Here is a 17,207-nt window from a genome sequence, read left to right on the forward strand (position 1 = left end):
TTAGTTTTCTAATGCCGCACGTAAGAATCCCTGATGCGCGTCAAGCCTGGCGCGCGCCGCAGCGGCATCCAGCCCGCTTAAAATCATCAGAATGGCCGGTTTGACGTCGTACCCGGTCTGTTTCAGCACCTCTTCCGCCTCTTCGCGGGAGCTCCCTGTGGCTTCGACCACCATGCGACACGCCCGGTCAATGAGCTTCACGTTGGTCGCTTTCATGTCCACCATCAGGTTCTGGTAGACCTTACCGAACTTGACCATTGCCCCGGTGGAGATCATATTCAGCACCAGCTTTTGCGCCGTGCCGGATTTCAGGCGGGTGGAGCCGGTCAGCGCTTCCGGGCCTACCACCGGCGAGATAGCGATCGTCGCCACCTGGGCGATGGGGGAACCGGGATTGCAGGAGATGGCCACGGTAGTGCAGCCGGTCTGGTTCGCATACTCCAGCCCGCCAATGACGTACGGCGTGCGCCCGGAGGCCGCCAGCCCGACCACCAGATCCTGCGCGGTCAGGTTAAGCGCTTTGAGATCGTCTTCACCGAGCTGCTTGCTGTCCTCTGCCCCTTCCACCGCTTTCAGCAGCGCTCCCGGCCCACCGGCGATGAGGCCGATCACCAGGCCATGTGGTACGCCGAAGGTGGGTGGGCACTCTGAAGCATCCAGCACCCCCAGACGCCCGCTGGTGCCCGCCCCCATATAGATAATGCGTCCCCCCGCTTTCAGCGCATCTGCCGCGGCATCCACCGCTTTCGCCACCTCGGGCAATGTTTCTTTCACTGCCTGCGCGACCAGCGTATCCTGTTGGTTGAAGCGATGAACAAGGTCAAGCGTGGAGAGTGCGTCCAGGTCCAGGGTTTGTGGGTTGCGGGATTCTGATACCAGTGAGCCGAGATTCATTTTTTTGTACCTCAAGAATTTTTAATTCATAATAATCGCATTATCATGGAATATAAAATTCATTCAGGCGAGCAGAATTCGCATTTGCTGCAGTCATCACATTTCGCCAGGAGTCCCTATGAACTGTCTAATTCGCATCCGCCAGCGATACGCGGGTTTTGCCCAGAGCGATAAAAAGCTGGCGGATTTTTTACTCTCGCATCCCGATCGTGCCCGCCATTTAAGCTCTCAGCAGCTTGCCAGCGAGGCGGGCGTGAGCCAGTCAAGCGTGGTGAAATTCGCGCAAAAGATTGGTTTCAAAGGTTTCCCCGCCCTGAAACTGGCGCTCAGCGAGGCGCTGGCCAGCAACCCAAATCCGCAATCCATGCCGGTTCATAACCAGATCCGCGGCGACGATCCGATGCGCCTGGTCGGGGAAAAGCTCATCAAAGAGAACGTGGCGGCGATGCATGCCACCCTCGACGTCAACAGCGAAGAGAAGCTGCTGGAGAGCGTGGCCATGCTGCGGGCGGCAAGACGGGTGATCCTAACCGGCATCGGCGCCTCGGGGCTGGTGGCGCGTAACTTCGGCTGGAAGCTGAATAAAATCGGTGTGATTGCCATTGTCGAACAGGACATGCATGCCCTGCTGGCTACCGTACAGGCGATGGAGCCTGACGATCTGCTGTTGGCCCTCTCCTATTCTGGCGAACGCCGCGAGATTAATCTGGCCGCTGATGAAGCGCTGCGCGTGGGGGGCAAAATTCTGGCGATCACCGGCTTTACTCCCAATGCCCTGCAGCAGCGGGCCACACGCTGTCTGTATACCATTGCCGAAGAGCAGGCCACCCGCAGCGCGGCGATCTCGTCCACCAGCGCGCAGATGATGCTGACCGATCTGCTGTTTATGGCGCTGGTTCAGCAGGATCTGGAGCATGCCCCGGAACGTATTCGCCACAGCGAGGCATTGGTAAAAAAACTGGTTTGAACAGACAATGAGCGTATAATGCCCGCCCTGTTTGTGTTGTTTCTGAGAATTTCCTGATGGCGCTGTTAATCACCAAAAAATGCATCAATTGCGATATGTGCGAACCCGAATGCCCTAATCAGGCAATTTCAATGGGAGCGAGCATTTACGAGATTAACAGCGACCGCTGCACCGAGTGCGTGGGCCATTATGAGACGCCAACCTGCCAGAAGGTGTGCCCGATCCCCAATACTATCCTGAAAGATCCGGCACATCCTGAATCGGAAGAGCAGCTGTGGGACAAGTTCGTTCTGATGCACCACGCCGATAAAATTTAACTTTCGATAATCACCGTGGCGCAGGCGTAATGGCGTTCATCCGCCAGCGTCACATGCATGTTCGCCACGCCCAGCTTTTCTGCCAGATTTAGCGCCTCGCCCCACAGCCTGAGGCGCGGTTTACCCAGCTCATCGTTAAAGACTTCGAACTGATTGAACGCCAGACCGTTGCGGATGCCGGTACCGAAGGCTTTTGCCGCCGCCTCCTTCACCGCAAAACGTTTGGCAAGAAAACGCACCGGTTGCTGGTGCGCTTCCCAGATGGCCCACTCGTTATCGCTGAGCACCCGACGGGCAAGGCGATCGCCGCTGCGGGCAATCACCGCTTCGATGCGGGCGATCTCAACAATATCCGTGCCTAAGCCGAGGATAGCCATTACTTGCGGGCTTCCAGCATCAGACGCTTCATCTCTGACACCGCCTCTTTCAGACCGCTCATCACCGCGCGCCCGATAATCGCATGGCCGATGTTCAGCTCATGCATCTCCGGGATCGCCGCAATGGCCTTAACGTTATGATAGGTCAGACCGTGACCAGCATTCACCTTCAGACCCAGACCCGCCGCGTAGGTTGCCGCTTTGGCGATGCGATCGAGCTCTTTCGCCTGGGTCGCTTCGTCTTCGGCATCGGCGTAGCAGCCGGTGTGGATCTCAATAAACGGCGCGCCAACGTCGGCGGCGGCTTTGATCTGCGCTTCATCGGCATCGATAAACAGGGATACTAAAATCCCGGCATCGGCCAGACGTTTGCAGGCGTCACGCATCTTATCCAGCTGACCGGCCACATCCAGCCCGCCTTCGGTGGTCACTTCCTGGCGCTTTTCCGGCACCAGGCAGCAGAAGTGCGGTTTGGTCTCAACGGCAATCGCCAGCATCTCTTCGGTGACGGCCATCTCCAGATTCATGCGGGTGTCCAGGGTCTGGCGCAGGATGCGCACATCGCGGTCGGTAATATGGCGACGGTCCTCGCGCAGATGCACGGTAATGCCGTCGGCACCCGCCTGCTCGGCGATAAAGGCCGCCTGGACCGGGTCAGGATAGGCGGTTCCGCGCGCATTGCGCAGCGTGGCGATATGGTCAATGTTGACGCCTAACAGTAATTCAGCCATGACAATCCTCGGTTTCTCGTTGTTCATTTACGCTTTGGCATAAACTGCCTGAATAATTCGCGGCTCTTTAAGGGCTTGCCACCAAGATACGGCTTGAGCGCAATACGGGTAAAGCGTTTTGCCGCCCGCAGAGTGCTGGCGTCCGGAAATTCGCGTTCCGCCAGCGCCCGCAGATCCCGCCCGGTAAAGGTGCTGTTGTCGATAACCACGCTGGCGATAAAGCCCTTCTCTTCGCGATAGCGGTAGGTCATGGTGTCTTCGACTGGTTCGCCGCTGCCCGCGCAGTGCAGAAAATCGACGCCGTATCCCAGATGCCCGAGCAACGCCAGCTCAAAGCGGCGCAGCACAGGCTCGGGCGAGCCGCTCACGCCAGCCAGCGCCTGAAGACAGTGCAGATAATCGAAAAAGAGTTCAGAGAAGCGGGTCTCATGTTCAAGCACGCGCGTAATAAGCTCGTTAACATACAGACCGCTGTAGAGCGTAATACCAGAGAGAGGGAGCGCCAGAGAGACGGCTTCAGCACTGCGCAGGGTTTTCACTTCCCCACGTCCGCCAAAGCGCACCAGCAGCGGTGTGAAGGGCTGCAAAGCACCTTTCAGATTAGAACGTTTAGAACGTGCGCCTTTGGCAACAAGGCGCACGCGGCCTGACTCTTCCGTGAAGACGTCCAGCATCAGGCTGGTTTCGCTCCAGGGACGACTGTGAAGGACAAAGGCTCTTTGCCATCCATCCACGTTTTAGTGGCTTATACGTCGTCGCCGTAACCAAGACTGCGCAGTGCGCGCTCGTCATCGGCCCAGCCAGATTTCACTTTCACCCACAGTTCCAGGTGAACCGGCGCTTCGAACATCTCCTGCATATCCTTACGGGCTTCAATACCGATGGTTTTGATTTTGGCACCTTTATTGCCAATCACCATCTTCTTCTGCCCTTCGCGCTCAACGAGGATCAGCCCGTTGATGTCATATCCGCCGCGCTCGTTAGTCTGGAAACGTTCGATTTCAACGGTGACAGAGTACGGCAGCTCCGCGCCAAGGAAACGCATCAGCTTTTCGCGAATGATTTCAGACGCCATAAAGCGCTGAGAACGGTCAGTGATGTACTCTTCAGGGAAGTGATGAATCGCTTCCGGCAGATGCTTGCGCACGATGCCCGCGATGGTGTCGACGTTCAGACCGGTCTCGGCAGAGAGCGGGACGATATCGAGGAAGTTCATCTGGCTACCCAACCACTGCAGATGCGGCAGCAGATCGGCTTTTTCCTGCACGTTGTCCACTTTGTTGACCGCGAGGATCACCGGCGTTTTACCGTCACGCAGTTTGTTCAGCACCATCTCGTCGTCCGGGGTCCAGCGGGTACCTTCGACAACAAAAATCACCAGCTCAACGTCGCCGATAGAGCTGCTCGCCGCCTTGTTCATCAGACGGTTAATGGCGCGCTTTTCTTCCATATGCAGACCCGGGGTATCGACATAAATCGCCTGATATGCCCCTTCGGTATGGATACCGACAATGCGGTGACGCGTGGTCTGCGCCTTGCGGGAGGTAATAGAGATCTTTTGCCCCAGCAGATTATTCAGCAGGGTTGATTTGCCTACGTTCGGACGTCCGACGATGGCAATAAATCCACAATAACTTTTTTCTTCGCTCATTCCAGCTCCAGCATTTTCAGCGCCTGTTCGGCGGCAGCCTGTTCCGCCTTACGACGGCTTGAACCTGTGCCAACCACCGGTTCACTCAGGCCACTGACCTGGCAATGGATGGTAAACTCCTGATCGTGTGCTTCGCCACGAACCTGCACCACCAGATAAGATGGCAGCGGCAAATGGCGACCCTGCAAATACTCCTGCAAACGGGTTTTTGGATCTTTCTGTTTATCACCCGGGCTGATCTCATCCAGACGCGTCTGATACCAGTTCAGGATCAGCTGCTCCACCGTCTGGATATCGCTGTCGAGGAAAACACCACCGATTAACGCTTCGACCGTATCCGCGAGAATAGATTCACGACGGAAGCCGCCGCTTTTCAGTTCGCCAGGCCCGAGTCGCAGGCATTCACCCAGTTCGAATTCACGGGCAATTTCGGCAAGCGTATTGCCACGTACCAGCGTTGCGCGCATGCGGCTCATATCGCCTTCATCCACACGCGGGAAACGGTGATAAAGCGCATTCGCAATAACAAAACTTAAAATGGAGTCACCCAGAAATTCGAGTCGCTCATTGTGTTTGCTGCTGGCACTGCGATGGGTTAATGCCTGTTGCAACAACTCCTGATGCTGAAAAGTGTAGCCCAGCTTCCGTTGAAGCCGATTAATTACGATGGGGTTCATGCGATACCAATAGAATAAATGCGTCAAAAATGCAGCACACGAAACCGTCCTGAGAAAGCCAACGCGGTTTCGTGTGCCGTGGCACTGAATCAGCGCCAACCTTAAACTTCGGGGGAATATTCTATACGCAACGACAGGGGTTGTCGTTAGTCAGAAGAGATTTATCAGTGAAATAATTCACGTAGCCTCTGGTTAAAGAGGCTACGTGCTCATTTATCAGGAATTAATGGATGCCGCCAATACGATTTAACCGTACGCCGGTTGGCCATTCGCCTTCCTGTTTCTCGAAGCTCATCCAGATGGTGGTGGCTTTACCCACCAGGTTCGCTTCCGGCACAAAGCCCCAGTAACGGCTGTCCGCGCTGTTATCGCGGTTATCACCCATCATGAAGTAGTGTCCCGGTGGCACGATCCAGGTCGCCAGCTGCTGCCCCTTCTGCTGATAGTACATGCCCAACTGATCCTGCGCGATGGAGACGGTCAGGATACGGTGCGTCACATCGCCCAGGGTCTCTTTACGCTCGTTCAGACGAATACCGTTCTCTTTGGTCTCGCCTTTCGGCAGCTGGAAGAAACCGCTGGTCGCTTCGCCGCCGTTGCGACGGGCAAAGGTCTGCACAAAGTCGCTTGGCTCAACGCCGGAATAGGTCACCGGTAATGCGCTACCGCAAGCGGTGCCGGAACTGCAGCCTGGCTGAACCGTCACCTCTTTGGAAACCGGATTATAGGTCACCTTATCACCCGGTACGCCAACGGTACGTTTGATGTAATCCAGACGCGGATCGTCCGGATATTTGAACACCACGATATCGCCGCGTTTTGGATGGCCGGTTTCGATCAGCGTTTTCTGGTAGATCGGATCTTTAATGCCATAAGCAAACTTCTCGACCAGAATAAAATCACCGATCAGCAGCGTTGGCATCATCGAACCGGATGGGATCTGGAAAGGTTCATAGATAAACGAACGTACCACCAGCACAATGGCCAGCACCGGAAAGACCGAAGCGCCCGTTTCCAGCCAGCCCGGCTTAGGGCTGACTTTCTTCAGAGTATTCGGATCCAACTGGTCGCCCGTGGCAGCCTGCGCGGCGGCCTGACGTTCGCGACGTTTCGGAGCAAAGATAAACTTATCCAGACACCACAACAGCCCCGTCACCAGTGTGGCAATCACCAGGATCAGGGCAAACATGTTCGCCATGCCAACTCCTTAAGGGTTATTTTCCGTCTTTACCAACGTGCAGAATGGCGAGGAACGCTTCCTGCGGCAGCTCAACGTTACCGACCTGCTTCATACGCTTCTTACCTTCTTTCTGCTTCTGGAGCAGCTTCTTCTTACGGCTGACGTCACCGCCATAGCATTTTGCCAGAACGTTTTTACGCAGCTGTTTCACCGTAGAACGGGCGATAATATGGTTGCCAATCGCCGCCTGAATCGCAATGTCGAACTGCTGGCGTGGGATGAGATCTTTCATCTTCTCGACCAGTTCGCGACCGCGATACGGGGCGTTGTCGTTATGGGTGATCAGCGCCAGCGCATCGACGCGCTCGCCGTTGATCAACACGTCCACACGCACCATGTTGGAGGCCTGGAAGCGTTTGAAGTTGTAATCCAGCGACGCATAACCGCGTGAAGTTGACTTCAGACGATCGAAGAAGTCGAGCACCACTTCCGCCATCGGGATTTCATAGGTCAGCGCCACCTGGTTACCGTGGTAAACCATGTTGGTCTGCACACCACGTTTTTCGATACACAGCGTGATGACGTTACCGAGGAACTCCTGCGGCAGCAGCATGTGACATTCGGCGATCGGCTCGCGCAGCTCATGAATATTATTCAGCGGCGGCAGCTTGGATGGACTGTCGACGTAGATAACCTCTTTGGAGGTGGTCTCGACTTCGTACACGACCGTTGGTGCGGTGGTGATCAGATCCAGGTCATATTCACGCTCCAGACGCTCCTGAATGATCTCCATGTGCAGCAGGCCGAGGAAGCCGCAGCGGAAGCCGAAGCCCAGCGCCGTCGAGCTTTCTGGCTCATAGAACAGGGAAGCATCGTTCAGGCTCAGCTTGCCGAGCGCGTCACGGAAGTTCTCATAATCGTCAGAGCTGACCGGGAACAGACCGGCGTAAACCTGCGGTTTCACCTTTTTAAAGCCTGGCAGCGCTTTTTCTGCCGGGTTGCGGGCGCCCGTCAGGGTATCGCCCACTGGCGCGCCGAGGATGTCTTTGATGGCGCAAACCAGCCAGCCTACTTCGCCGCACTTCAGTTCGGTACGGTCGACCTGTTTTGGCGTGAAGATACCCAGACGGTCAGCGTTGTAAACCTGTCCGGTGCTCATCACTTTGATCTTGTCGCCTTTACGCATGGTGCCGTTTTTAATACGCACCAGCGAGACAACGCCGAGATAGTTATCGAACCAGGAGTCGATGATCAGCGCCTGCAGTGGCCCCTCCGGATCGCCTTCCGGCGCCGGGATGTCACGCACCAGACGTTCCAGCACGTCGGTTACACCCACGCCGGTTTTTGCCGAGCAGCGCACGGCGTCGGTCGCGTCGATGCCGACGATATCTTCGATCTCTTCCGCTACGCGCTCAGGGTCAGCGGCTGGCAGGTCGATCTTGTTCAGAACCGGCACCACCTCGAGATCCATTTCCATCGCGGTATAGCAGTTCGCCAGGGTCTGGGCTTCTACGCCCTGCCCCGCATCCACTACCAGCAGCGCGCCCTCACAGGCCGCCAGCGAACGGGAAACTTCATAAGAGAAGTCAACGTGGCCTGGGGTGTCGATAAAGTTAAGTTGGTAGGTTTCACCGTCAGACGCTTTATAGTCGAGCGTAACGCTCTGCGCTTTAATGGTAATACCGCGTTCGCGTTCCAGGTCCATGGAGTCCAGTACCTGGGCTGCCATTTCACGATCAGACAGGCCACCGCAAATCTGGATAATACGGTCAGACAGCGTCGACTTACCGTGGTCAATGTGAGCAATGATCGAAAAGTTACGTATGTTCTTCATATAGTTAAATAATTATGCCTTACGAATTCCTGGAGGCCGCTGTTCTTAGCCTGACGTTTTTCAGTGCGAAAACGCAGCATTCTACACTACATCTCCGTCACCAGGAAATGCTCTTCCAGCAAGCTTAGCGCGAAGATCTGGCGTTTTCTTTTATGAGATGTAAATAAAACAAAGCCCGGTAACATCACCGGGCTTCTGAAGAGAGCGTGTCGACACGCAGCTGATCGGGTGGCAATCCGACGCTGAGAATAACGGGCTGCCACGCTTCACGCACCGCAAGACGGGAGGAAAAGCCGCGAGCCAGTAAAAAACCGCCTACGCCGCCCAGCGCTGCGCCGCACATGGCGGCGAGATCGGTCCCAAACAGTACCTGGAACAGACCGCCAAGGGCAAACAACCCCACCAGCGGGGAGAGATAGACCAGCATCGCCGAGCCAAGCAGGCTACCTTCAGCGATCCCTAACTCGACTTTTTGCCCCTCCACCAGCGGCTCTGCGCTGGGCACGCTGATCGTGTGTGAGGTCTGCGGTCCAAGTTTGTTCAGCACCCGGCTGCCGCAACCGGCGCGGGAGGCGCAGCTGTTGCAGGATGCTTTGACGTCGCAGCTGACCAGCGCGACGCCCTTATGCCATGAAACGACCGTTGCCCACTCTTTAATCATTGTGCAGCCCTGAATTTAATGCTGTCGGCGATACGTTTAGCGGTTTGCGGCGGCAGTTCACCGACAACGGTGATCTCTGCGTTATCCCGTATTGTGGTGCTGACGGTGCGACGCCCGGTACGCAACATCTGATCGGCACTGACCGGTGTTGCCCGGTTAATATTAACCGAGAAGCTGAACAAGCCGTCGGAGTAAAGACGGGATTCAACCGGGGTATCGATGGTGGGCAGCTGGCGTCGACTGCTGGAGACTTCACTGAAGCCCTGCGGGATCCAGTTGGGCGCCCAGTTAAAGTTGACATTATCCCCCGCCGGGACGGAGAGCAGTGGCGGCAGGTTCGCTTTTGCCAGATTCTGCATGCTGTTACCGACCTGATCGTCGATGGTGAAAGAGATCACCCGGAACTGCTCCAGCGTCTCACCATCCCGATCCAGCAGATCGACCCGCATTGGCAGCTTGGTCTCTGCATCCATCCAGACGATATAGCTGTAACGTGTTCCGTCTCTGGCGACCACCCGCAGCACCTCGCAGAGCCGATCGGCGATACGGGTACGTCCTACGGAGATAAAGTCGTAGTAAGGGGAGAGCCGTTTAAAATCGGTATAGATGAGCGAAGGCAGCGAATCAACAATGTAGTCGCCATTCAGCGTAAAGGGTTCGAGACCCGGCTCGAAATAGCTGATTTCATTGCCACGCTGCACGACTTCGCGGCGCGGACCATCCATCTGCAAAAGCTGGGCAAGCGGCTGTTTATCAAGACGGGCATGGCGATAGCGTAACGACTCTACACCTTGCTTATTGATACTGATAAAAGACAGCTCGTAGTTGAGTGACTGGCTGGCCTGGTTCATTTGCTGCAACAACGCCCCGGACGATACATCAGCCGAGGCGTTGACAGTGAACAACAGGCTACCCGCCATCAGAGACATGGCGCACCAAAGTTGCTTCATTACTGCGATTGCGTTCCTAAAGTTTGGTTTCCTGGCACTTGCACAGCAGCCTGCTGCGTTTGCGCCTGTTCAAACTGAAGCTGTTCAGAATGCAGACGACGCTGCAATTCATAATCCTGCAACATCGCATTAATACGACGGCGCTGCTCCTGGACCTGCTGCTGCTGACCGGCACCGGCCGAGGCATCAGAAGGAATACCCAGACTTACCGGGCTGGCTTTGCCCATCATCGGCAGTGTATTAAACACTGGCGCTTCTGGTTGCTGGCTCACTTCAGATTGAGTGTTATAGTGCTGGACGCCCACAATAACTGCAAGCGATACGCAAGCAGCCACACCCATTTGAGTCAGTTGACTCGCCCAGGGGCGCACTTTGTTCCAGAAAGGCATCTTCTGCCACAGGTGCGGTGCAGGTTGGGCTTCGGGGATTAGCGGGGTGGCCTGAGAAACAGGTTCGTTCTCTATGGCCGCCATTACGCGAGCTGAGATATCAAAATGGAGGAGATCGCTGGTATCGCCGCGCAGAGTATCGCGAATGAGATGATAACTCTCCCAGGTTTTTTGCATCTCAGGAGAGCGAGAGAGCTCGTTGAGCATCTCACTGTCCAGCGTTTCACCATCCATCAAAGCGGAAAGTTGTTCTTTCTGCATGCCTAATACCTTTTCCAGTATCCCGCTATCGTCAACGCCTGATTAGCGGTTGAACTTTATTATCAATAGCTTCTCGCGCACGAAAGATCCGTGAGCGAACCGTACCGACCGGGCAATCCATGATAGCGGCTATCTCTTCATAGCTCAGGCCATCTAACTCCCGCAACGTAATTGCCATGCGTAAATCTTCCGGGAGCGACTCGATGGTGCGAAAAACTATTTGTCTCAGTTCTTCTGACAACATTAAGTTCTCAGGGTTCGAAATTTCTTTCAACGCACCGCCGCTTTCAAAATTTTCAGCGTCGATAGCATCGACATCGCTTGAAGGCGGACGTCGGCCCTGAGCGACGAGGTAGTTCTTAGCCGTATTGACGGCAATACGGTACAGCCAGGTATAAAAAGCACTATCTCCCCGGAAAGATTCCAGCGCACGATAGGCCTTAATGAAAGACTCTTGTACCACATCAGGAACATCCCCTGACGGTACATAGCGGGACACCAGACTCGCCACCTTATGCTGGTAGCGCACCACCAGTAGGTTAAAGGCTTTCTGATCTCCCTTCTGGACCCGTTCAACCAGAATCTGGTCCGTTAACTGCTCGCTCATCCGAGGTAAAGTCTCCCCAAACCTAAATTCCACGCGTTATCGAAACGCCACTCCAAACACTGCACTGTGAGCAAGCAGTTGCTTTGAGGGTCTTTATTTCAATTAGTTCCGTCACGCCTTTGTTTTTGTTAATCACGTCGCAGACCGTTCATTTTCTATCATTATAAGTCTGATACCGATACGTACCCAGTTTCTGCTAAGAAATGGTCTTTTACCGCTTGCAGGGTAACGCAAGACGGGCTTTATTTCACCACAAAATCTGAAGCTAACGATCTGCTACGCAAAATATTTTCGCCCTTTTAGTCCCTTATCGCTGTCCAGCCTTTGTTTAGTCATTGCAACAACTCTTAAAAAAAACGTGCGATTCATCGCATTCAGGTGCTATGCTGGCCAAACACTGTTTAGTAAATTAAACACACATCATGAACGCAATTTCCGAACTCACCTGTGACGTACTGATTATCGGCAGCGGTGCCGCCGGCCTTTCACTGGCGCTGCGACTCGCCCCACACCAGAAAGTGATTGTCCTCAGCAAAGGTCCTGTTAGCGAAGGTTCTACCTTCTATGCCCAGGGCGGAATTGCTGCGGTGTTTGATGAAACTGACAGTATCGACTCCCATGTCGAAGATACCCTGATTGCAGGTGGCGGTATCGTGGACCGACACGCGGCTGAATTTGTCGCCAGTAATGCCCGCCACTGCGTGCAATGGCTGATCGATCAGGGCGTGCTGTTTGATACCCACGTGCAGGCCAATGGAGAAGAGAGTTACCACCTGACGCGTGAGGGCGGACACAGCCATCGCCGGATCCTGCATGCCGCAGATGCCACTGGTAAAGCAGTCGAAACGACGCTGGTCAGCCAGGCGTTAAGCCATCCCAACATCCGGGTGCTGGAACGCAGCAACGCGGTGGATTTGATCATCTCCGATAAGATTGGTCTGCCGGGCACGCGGCGCGTTGTGGGAGCCTGGGTCTGGAACCGTAATAAAGAGAAGGTGGAAACCTGTCGGGCAAAATCGGTTGTACTGGCAACCGGCGGTGCCTCTAAGGTGTATCAGTACACCACCAACCCGGATATTTCCTCAGGGGACGGTATTGCCATGGCCTGGCGAGCAGGCTGTCGCGTGGCCAATCTGGAATTTAACCAGTTCCATCCCACTGCGCTATTCCACCCGCAGGCACGCAACTTCCTGCTGACCGAAGCGCTACGCGGTGAAGGCGCGCATTTAAAACGCCCGGATGGCTCGCGCTTTATGCAGGACTTTGACGAGCGGGGCGAGCTGGCGCCGCGTGATGTTGTGGCCCGCGCAATCGACCATGAGATGAAACGCCTGGGCGTGGACTGCATGTATCTGGATATCAGCCACAAACCCGAAGCCTTTATTCGCCAGCACTTCCCGACCATCTATGAAAAACTGTTGGGGCTCGGCATCGATATCACCAAAGAGCCGATGCCTGTGGTGCCCGCGGCGCACTATACCTGCGGCGGCGTGATGGTCGACGATCATGGCCGGACCGACGTTGACGGCCTGTACGCCATCGGCGAGGTGAGCTACACCGGCCTGCATGGCGCGAACCGAATGGCATCAAACTCGCTTCTGGAGTGCCTTGTGTATGGCTGGTCAGCGGCGGAAGATATCACGAAGCGCATGCCTTACGCCCGCCAGGTGGAAAACCTGCCGGACTGGGACGAAAGCCGCGTGGAGAACCCGGATGAACTGGTCGTGATCCAGCATAACTGGCACGAGCTGCGCCTCTTTATGTGGGATTACGTCGGCATTGTGCGCACCACCAAACGTCTGGAGCGCGCCCTGCGCCGTATTACCATGCTGCAGCAGGAAATTGATGAGTATTACGCCCATTTCCGCGTATCCAATAATTTGCTGGAACTGCGTAATCTGGTTCAGGTGGCGGAGCTGATTGTGCGCTGCGCAATGATGCGCAAAGAGAGCCGCGGTTTGCACTACACGCTCGACTACCCGGAGCAGCTTGAGCATTCCGGCCCGTCGGTGCTCTCACCGCTGGCTCACATAAATAAATAGAAGGGGTGGGTCAGCGCCGTGTAGTCATCGGAATAACGCTGATCTGGCCCACGTATCACCAGCCTGTCGCTGAAGCACTCTCCCTCTTTCGGCGACAGCGCCAGCAGCACCCGGTGCGGCAGCCTGCCGTCGGTTTCCGCAATATCGGTGCGCAGGCGTAAAAACCAGCCCATCTCCAGCGCGCTGGCAATAAATGCACTGCCTGCGCTCTCCGGTAATACCACGCAGAAAAATCCCTCTTCGGAGATCAACCCGGCAGCGCAGGCTAACAGCGCGCCATGATCGAGCGTGTCGGTATACCGGGCCTGCTCTCGCTGGGGTGTAGCACAGGCTACGCCCGGTTCAAAATAGGGAGGATTGCTGACAATCAGGTCATAGCGGCCCGTTTGTTCTGGCGCCCAGGCAAGAACATCCGCACAATGAAGAGATACGCGCGAAGCCCAGGGGGATTCCGCTACGTTTTCCGCTGCCTGCTCAGCCGCCTGGGGATCCAGTTCAACCGCGTCAAGCGTGACAGCGTGTTCGGTACGCTGCGCCAGCATCAGGGCTAATAATCCGCTGCCGCTGCCAATGTCGAGGATACGTTTAACGCCTGCTACCGGTGCCCATGCCCCCAGTAAAATGCCATCAGTGCCGACTTTCATTGCACAGCGATCGTGGGCGACAAAGAACTGCTTAAAAGTAAAACCATCGCGGCGCAGCTGCGCTTTGAGTTGAGACATGTCGGAGCAACCTTCAAAGTGAAACGGGAGTAGCATAGGTGAAAGCGTAACGACGGAAAAGGGATATCCACACAAACAGATGAAGATTGCAGCCGTAACGTCTATAATCAGCGCCCCACACAGAGGTAGAACATGACTGTAACGACTTTTTCCGAACTTGAACTCGATGAAAGCCTTCTGGACGCGCTCCAGGAAAAAGGCTTCACACGCCCGACCGCTATTCAGGAAGCGGCAATTCCGCCTGCACTGGAGGGCCGTGACGTGCTCGGTTCTGCGCCAACCGGCACGGGTAAAACGGCAGCCTATTTGCTGCCTGCGTTGCAGCATCTGCTGGATTTTCCGCGTAAGAAATCAGGTCCGCCGCGTATTCTGATCCTCACCCCGACCCGTGAACTGGCGATGCAGGTTGCCGATCATGCCCGTGAGCTGGCGAAGAATACCCACCTGGATATCGCAACCATTACCGGCGGTGTGGCCTATATGAACCACGCCGAAGTATTCAGTGAGAACCAGGATATCGTCGTTGCGACGACCGGGCGTCTGCTGCAATACATCAAAGAAGAGAACTTCGACTGCCGTGCGGTTGAAACCTTAATTCTTGACGAAGCTGACCGTATGCTGGATATGGGCTTTGCGCAGGATATCGAACACATTGCCGGTGAGACCCGCTGGCGTAAGCAGACTATGCTCTTCTCCGCGACGCTGGAAGGCGATGCAATTAAAGATTTTGCTGAGCGTCTTCTGGAGGACCCAGTTGAGGTTTCCGCCACCCCGTCCACCCGCGAGCGCAAGAAGATCCATCAGTGGTACTACCGCGCCGATGATATTCAGCATAAAACCGCGCTGCTGATCCACCTGCTGAAACAGCCTGAAGCCACCCGCTCTATCGTCTTTGTACGGAAACGTGAGCGTGTGCACGAGCTGGCGACCTGGCTGCGTGAAGCGGGTATCAATAACTGCTATCTCGAAGGCGAGATGGTGCAGATTAAACGTAACGAAGCGATCAAACGTCTGACCGATGGCCGCGTGAACGTGCTGGTGGCGACCGACGTTGCTGCGCGCGGTATTGATATTCCTGATGTCAGCCACGTGTTCAACTTCGATCTGCCGCGCACTGCGGATACCTATCTGCACCGCATTGGCCGTACCGGTCGTGCCGGGCGTAAAGGGACAGCCATTTCGCTGGTCGAAGCGCATGACCATCTGCTGCTGCAAAAAATTGGTCGTTACGTTGAAGAGCCGCTGAAGGCCCGCGTGATCGACGAACTGCGTCCGAGCACCCGTGCGCCGAGCGAAAAAATGACGGGCAAACCGTCCAAGAAAGTGCTCGCTAAACGTGCCGAGAAAAAGGCGAAAGAGAAAGAGAAACCGCGCGTGAAGCAACGCCACCGTGATACCAAAAACGTGGGCAAGCGTCGTAAGCCTAGCGGCAGCGCGCCGGTGACACAGAAAGAAGAGTAATAAAAAAGCCGGGTTCTAACCCGGCTTTTTTTATCTGTACGCTGGTAACGATTACAGGCTGGCAGTAAAGGTACGGGCAATAACGTCGCGCTGCTGTTCGGCAGTCAGTGAGTTAAAGCGTACCGCGTAGCCAGAAACACGGATGGTCAGCTGCGGATATTTTTCCGGATGCTTAACAGCATCTTCCAGCGTTTCACGACGCAGCACGTTAACGTTCAGATGCTGACCGCCTTCAACGCGGACTTCAGGTTTGATTTCCATCGGGATTTCGCGGTATTCGAACTCGCCCAGCGCGTTAACCTGAACAACTTCATCTTCAGCAAAGCCTGCTTTTGCGCATACGCAACGCGCTTCGCCTTTCTCGCTGTCCAGCAGCCAGAAAGAGTTCAGCAGGTCGTCGTTTGCAGCTTTAGTAATCTGGATACCAGTAATCATGTGATGTCTCCCTTACACTACAATATTGGGTGTCACCCGTTCGTCCGGGCAATTGGTAAAACCATTGTTGCTTGAGTGTATATATATCAGTCAAACCCTCGTCATTCCTTGACTTAAATCAACAAAAACCACACCAGTAAAAGGGTGATAAACGGAGATTATTGTTTTATATCAATTTTACCCTCGCAATTGAATTCAAAATTCCGTGTAAATTTTCAATATTTTTCAGTGCAATGACATTTTTGGCGCGCCAGTTTTGTTCCCTCGTCATATGCAGTTAAGCTAAAGACAGTGAAAATTCGCAGGAGAGCGAGATGACAGCACCTTTAACCTGGCACGACGTACTGGCCGATGAAAAAAAACAGCCTTACTTCGTTAATACTCTGAATACCGTCGCCGCGGAACGTCAGGACGGCATCACCATCTATCCGCCCCAGAAAGATGTGTTCAACGCCTTTCGTTTTACCGAGCTGGCAGATGTCAAAGTGGTTATCCTGGGACAGGATCCCTACCACGGACCGGGTCAGGCACACGGCCTGGCGTTTTCTGTGCGTCCGGGCGTTGCTATCCCCCCTTCCCTGCTGAATATGTATAAGGAGCTGGAAGCCTCCGTACCGGGGTTTACCCGACCTTCACATGGTTACCTGGAAAGCTGGGCGCGTCAGGGCGTTCTGTTGCTCAACACCGTGCTGACGGTTCGCGCCGGGCAGGCCCATTCTCATGCCAGCCTCGGGTGGGAGACATTTACCGACAAGGTCATCAGCCTGATTAACCAGCACCGGGAAGGCGTGGTCTTTTTGCTCTGGGGATCGCATGCGCAGAAGAAAGGGTCGATCATTGATACTCAGCGCCATCATGTGCTGAAAGCGCCGCACCCGTCACCGCTGTCAGCCCATCGCGGCTTTTTTGGCTGCAATCATTTTGTGCTGGCGAATGAGTGGCTGGAGAAACAGGGCGAAACGCCGATTGACTGGATGCCGGAGTTACCGGCTGAAAGCGAGTAAGTTGTTGTAGGCCGGGTAAGGCGAAGCCGCCACCCGGCACATTGCCC

The 17,207-nt window shown here is 55.2% G+C and carries 20 protein-coding genes; 5 read left to right on the forward strand and 15 right to left on the reverse strand.

Annotated elements, in window-relative coordinates; all coding sequences use genetic code 11:
• Positions 1-894 (reverse strand): N-acetylmuramic acid 6-phosphate etherase, encoded by an 894-nt coding sequence (gene murQ / locus GNG29_RS16850; RefSeq protein ID WP_103180748.1) that lies wholly within the window; start codon positions 892-894, stop codon positions 1-3.
• 118 nt (positions 895-1,012) lie between these two features.
• On the opposite strand from murQ, the gene GNG29_RS16855 reads away from it, so the two are divergent.
• A complete protein-coding gene (locus GNG29_RS16855; protein ID WP_156655041.1) occupies positions 1,013-1,861 on the forward strand; it encodes a MurR/RpiR family transcriptional regulator in 849 nt (282 codons plus the stop codon).
• 56 nt (positions 1,862-1,917) lie between these two features.
• Entirely contained in the window at positions 1,918-2,178 is a 261-nt protein-coding gene (locus tag GNG29_RS16860; protein WP_103180749.1) for a YfhL family 4Fe-4S dicluster ferredoxin, read from the forward strand.
• Here the strand turns inward: GNG29_RS16860 and acpS are convergent.
• The 12 genes from acpS to rseD form a co-directional block, all read right to left on the reverse strand.
• On the reverse strand, positions 2,175-2,555 hold the full coding sequence (gene acpS, locus GNG29_RS16865; protein ID WP_103180750.1) for a holo-ACP synthase: 381 nt from the start codon (positions 2,553-2,555) through the stop codon (positions 2,175-2,177). The two genes, GNG29_RS16860 and acpS, sit on opposite strands and share 4 nt — an antisense overlap.
• Positions 2,555-3,286: a pyridoxine 5'-phosphate synthase gene (gene pdxJ, locus GNG29_RS16870; protein WP_103181123.1), complete on the reverse strand. Its 732-nt coding sequence runs from the start codon at positions 3,284-3,286 to the stop codon at positions 2,555-2,557. The genes acpS and pdxJ overlap by 1 nt, the downstream gene beginning before the upstream one ends.
• A gap of 23 nt (positions 3,287-3,309) precedes the next feature.
• On the reverse strand, positions 3,310-4,020 hold the full coding sequence (recO, locus tag GNG29_RS16875) for a DNA repair protein RecO (RefSeq protein ID WP_103180751.1): 711 nt from the start codon (positions 4,018-4,020) through the stop codon (positions 3,310-3,312).
• An 11-nt stretch (positions 4,021-4,031) separates the two neighbouring features.
• Positions 4,032-4,937 carry a GTPase Era gene (gene era, locus GNG29_RS16880; RefSeq protein WP_103180752.1) on the reverse strand — a complete coding sequence of 302 codons (906 nt, stop codon included), beginning with the start codon at positions 4,935-4,937 and terminating at the stop codon, positions 4,032-4,034.
• The gene (gene rnc, locus GNG29_RS16885) at positions 4,934-5,614 is read right to left on the reverse strand and encodes a ribonuclease III (RefSeq protein WP_103180753.1); all 681 of its coding nucleotides are present in this window, start codon (positions 5,612-5,614) and stop codon (positions 4,934-4,936) included. Before rnc ends, era begins: the two co-directional genes overlap by 4 nt.
• Positions 5,615-5,837: 223 nt before the next feature.
• The gene (lepB, locus tag GNG29_RS16890; protein ID WP_103824593.1) at positions 5,838-6,812 is read right to left on the reverse strand and encodes a signal peptidase I; all 975 of its coding nucleotides are present in this window, start codon (positions 6,810-6,812) and stop codon (positions 5,838-5,840) included.
• 16 nt (positions 6,813-6,828) lie between these two features.
• Positions 6,829-8,628 carry a translation elongation factor 4 gene (gene lepA, locus GNG29_RS16895; RefSeq protein ID WP_103180755.1) on the reverse strand — a complete coding sequence of 600 codons (1,800 nt, stop codon included), beginning with the start codon at positions 8,626-8,628 and terminating at the stop codon, positions 6,829-6,831.
• Positions 8,629-8,812: 184 nt separating this feature from the next.
• Complete coding sequence (rseC, locus tag GNG29_RS16900) at positions 8,813-9,289, reverse strand: SoxR-reducing system protein RseC (RefSeq protein WP_103180756.1); 477 nt, start codon at positions 9,287-9,289, stop codon at positions 8,813-8,815.
• Complete coding sequence (gene rseB / locus GNG29_RS16905; RefSeq protein ID WP_103180757.1) at positions 9,286-10,239, reverse strand: sigma-E factor regulatory protein RseB; 954 nt, start codon at positions 10,237-10,239, stop codon at positions 9,286-9,288. Before rseB ends, rseC begins: the two co-directional genes overlap by 4 nt.
• Positions 10,239-10,889: an anti-sigma-E factor RseA gene (gene rseA / locus GNG29_RS16910; RefSeq protein ID WP_103180758.1), complete on the reverse strand. Its 651-nt coding sequence runs from the start codon at positions 10,887-10,889 to the stop codon at positions 10,239-10,241. Before rseA ends, rseB begins: the two co-directional genes overlap by 1 nt.
• 31 nt (positions 10,890-10,920) lie before the next feature.
• The gene (gene rpoE, locus GNG29_RS16915; RefSeq protein WP_032613187.1) at positions 10,921-11,496 is read right to left on the reverse strand and encodes an RNA polymerase sigma factor RpoE; all 576 of its coding nucleotides are present in this window, start codon (positions 11,494-11,496) and stop codon (positions 10,921-10,923) included.
• Positions 11,493-11,561 carry a rpoE leader peptide RseD gene (rseD, locus tag GNG29_RS23480; protein ID WP_233212310.1) on the reverse strand — a complete coding sequence of 23 codons (69 nt, stop codon included), beginning with the start codon at positions 11,559-11,561 and terminating at the stop codon, positions 11,493-11,495. The genes rpoE and rseD overlap by 4 nt, the downstream gene beginning before the upstream one ends.
• Before the next feature lie 357 nt (positions 11,562-11,918).
• Here rseD and nadB point away from each other — a divergent pair, with 357 nt between their 5' ends.
• Positions 11,919-13,538: an L-aspartate oxidase gene (gene nadB, locus GNG29_RS16925; RefSeq protein WP_103180760.1), complete on the forward strand. Its 1,620-nt coding sequence runs from the start codon at positions 11,919-11,921 to the stop codon at positions 13,536-13,538.
• Here nadB and trmN read toward each other — a convergent pair.
• Entirely contained in the window at positions 13,523-14,260 is a 738-nt protein-coding gene (trmN, locus tag GNG29_RS16930) for a tRNA(1)(Val) (adenine(37)-N(6))-methyltransferase TrmN (protein ID WP_103180761.1), read from the reverse strand. The genes nadB and trmN overlap by 16 nt on opposite strands.
• Positions 14,261-14,392: 132 nt before the next feature.
• On the opposite strand from trmN, the gene srmB reads away from it, so the two are divergent.
• On the forward strand, positions 14,393-15,721 hold the full coding sequence (gene srmB / locus GNG29_RS16935; protein ID WP_103180762.1) for an ATP-dependent RNA helicase SrmB: 1,329 nt from the start codon (positions 14,393-14,395) through the stop codon (positions 15,719-15,721).
• Positions 15,722-15,772: 51 nt separating this feature from the next.
• On the opposite strand, the gene grcA is transcribed toward srmB, so the two are convergent.
• Positions 15,773-16,156, reverse strand: a complete 384-nt coding sequence (grcA, locus tag GNG29_RS16940) for an autonomous glycyl radical cofactor GrcA (protein WP_103180763.1) — start codon at positions 16,154-16,156, stop codon at positions 15,773-15,775.
• Positions 16,157-16,470: 314 nt separating this feature from the next.
• Between grcA and ung the strand changes: the two genes are divergently transcribed.
• Entirely contained in the window at positions 16,471-17,160 is a 690-nt protein-coding gene (gene ung / locus GNG29_RS16945) for a uracil-DNA glycosylase (protein WP_103180764.1), read from the forward strand.
• Positions 17,161-17,207 lie beyond the last annotated feature (47 nt).

Origin of the sequence: Leclercia sp. Colony189 (genome assembly GCF_009740165.1) — a bacterium.
In the GTDB taxonomy this organism is placed as follows: domain Bacteria; phylum Pseudomonadota; class Gammaproteobacteria; order Enterobacterales; family Enterobacteriaceae; genus Enterobacter.

Excerpts from the sequence above, each read along its gene's own strand:
- murQ (WP_103180748.1), bottom strand. The coding sequence starts at position 894 with ATGAATCTCGGCTCACTGGTATCAGAATCCCGCAACCCACAAACCCTG.
- GNG29_RS16855 (WP_156655041.1), top strand. The coding sequence starts at position 1,013 with ATGAACTGTCTAATTCGCATCCGCCAGCGATACGCGGGTTTTGCCCAG.
- GNG29_RS16860 (WP_103180749.1), top strand. The coding sequence starts at position 1,918 with ATGGCGCTGTTAATCACCAAAAAATGCATCAATTGCGATATGTGCGAA.
- acpS (WP_103180750.1), bottom strand. The coding sequence starts at position 2,555 with ATGGCTATCCTCGGCTTAGGCACGGATATTGTTGAGATCGCCCGCATC.
- pdxJ (WP_103181123.1), bottom strand. The coding sequence starts at position 3,286 with ATGGCTGAATTACTGTTAGGCGTCAACATTGACCATATCGCCACGCTG.
- era (WP_103180752.1), bottom strand. The coding sequence starts at position 4,937 with ATGAGCGAAGAAAAAAGTTATTGTGGATTTATTGCCATCGTCGGACGT.
- rnc (WP_103180753.1), bottom strand. The coding sequence starts at position 5,614 with ATGAACCCCATCGTAATTAATCGGCTTCAACGGAAGCTGGGCTACACT.
- lepB (WP_103824593.1), bottom strand. The coding sequence starts at position 6,812 with ATGGCGAACATGTTTGCCCTGATCCTGGTGATTGCCACACTGGTGACG.
- lepA (WP_103180755.1), bottom strand. The coding sequence starts at position 8,628 with ATGAAGAACATACGTAACTTTTCGATCATTGCTCACATTGACCACGGT.
- rseC (WP_103180756.1), bottom strand. The coding sequence starts at position 9,289 with ATGATTAAAGAGTGGGCAACGGTCGTTTCATGGCATAAGGGCGTCGCG.
- rseB (WP_103180757.1), bottom strand. The coding sequence starts at position 10,239 with ATGAAGCAACTTTGGTGCGCCATGTCTCTGATGGCGGGTAGCCTGTTG.
- rseA (WP_103180758.1), bottom strand. The coding sequence starts at position 10,889 with ATGCAGAAAGAACAACTTTCCGCTTTGATGGATGGTGAAACGCTGGAC.
- rpoE (WP_032613187.1), bottom strand. The coding sequence starts at position 11,496 with ATGAGCGAGCAGTTAACGGACCAGATTCTGGTTGAACGGGTCCAGAAG.
- nadB (WP_103180760.1), top strand. The coding sequence starts at position 11,919 with ATGAACGCAATTTCCGAACTCACCTGTGACGTACTGATTATCGGCAGC.
- trmN (WP_103180761.1), bottom strand. The coding sequence starts at position 14,260 with ATGTCTCAACTCAAAGCGCAGCTGCGCCGCGATGGTTTTACTTTTAAG.
- srmB (WP_103180762.1), top strand. The coding sequence starts at position 14,393 with ATGACTGTAACGACTTTTTCCGAACTTGAACTCGATGAAAGCCTTCTG.
- grcA (WP_103180763.1), bottom strand. The coding sequence starts at position 16,156 with ATGATTACTGGTATCCAGATTACTAAAGCTGCAAACGACGACCTGCTG.
- ung (WP_103180764.1), top strand. The coding sequence starts at position 16,471 with ATGACAGCACCTTTAACCTGGCACGACGTACTGGCCGATGAAAAAAAA.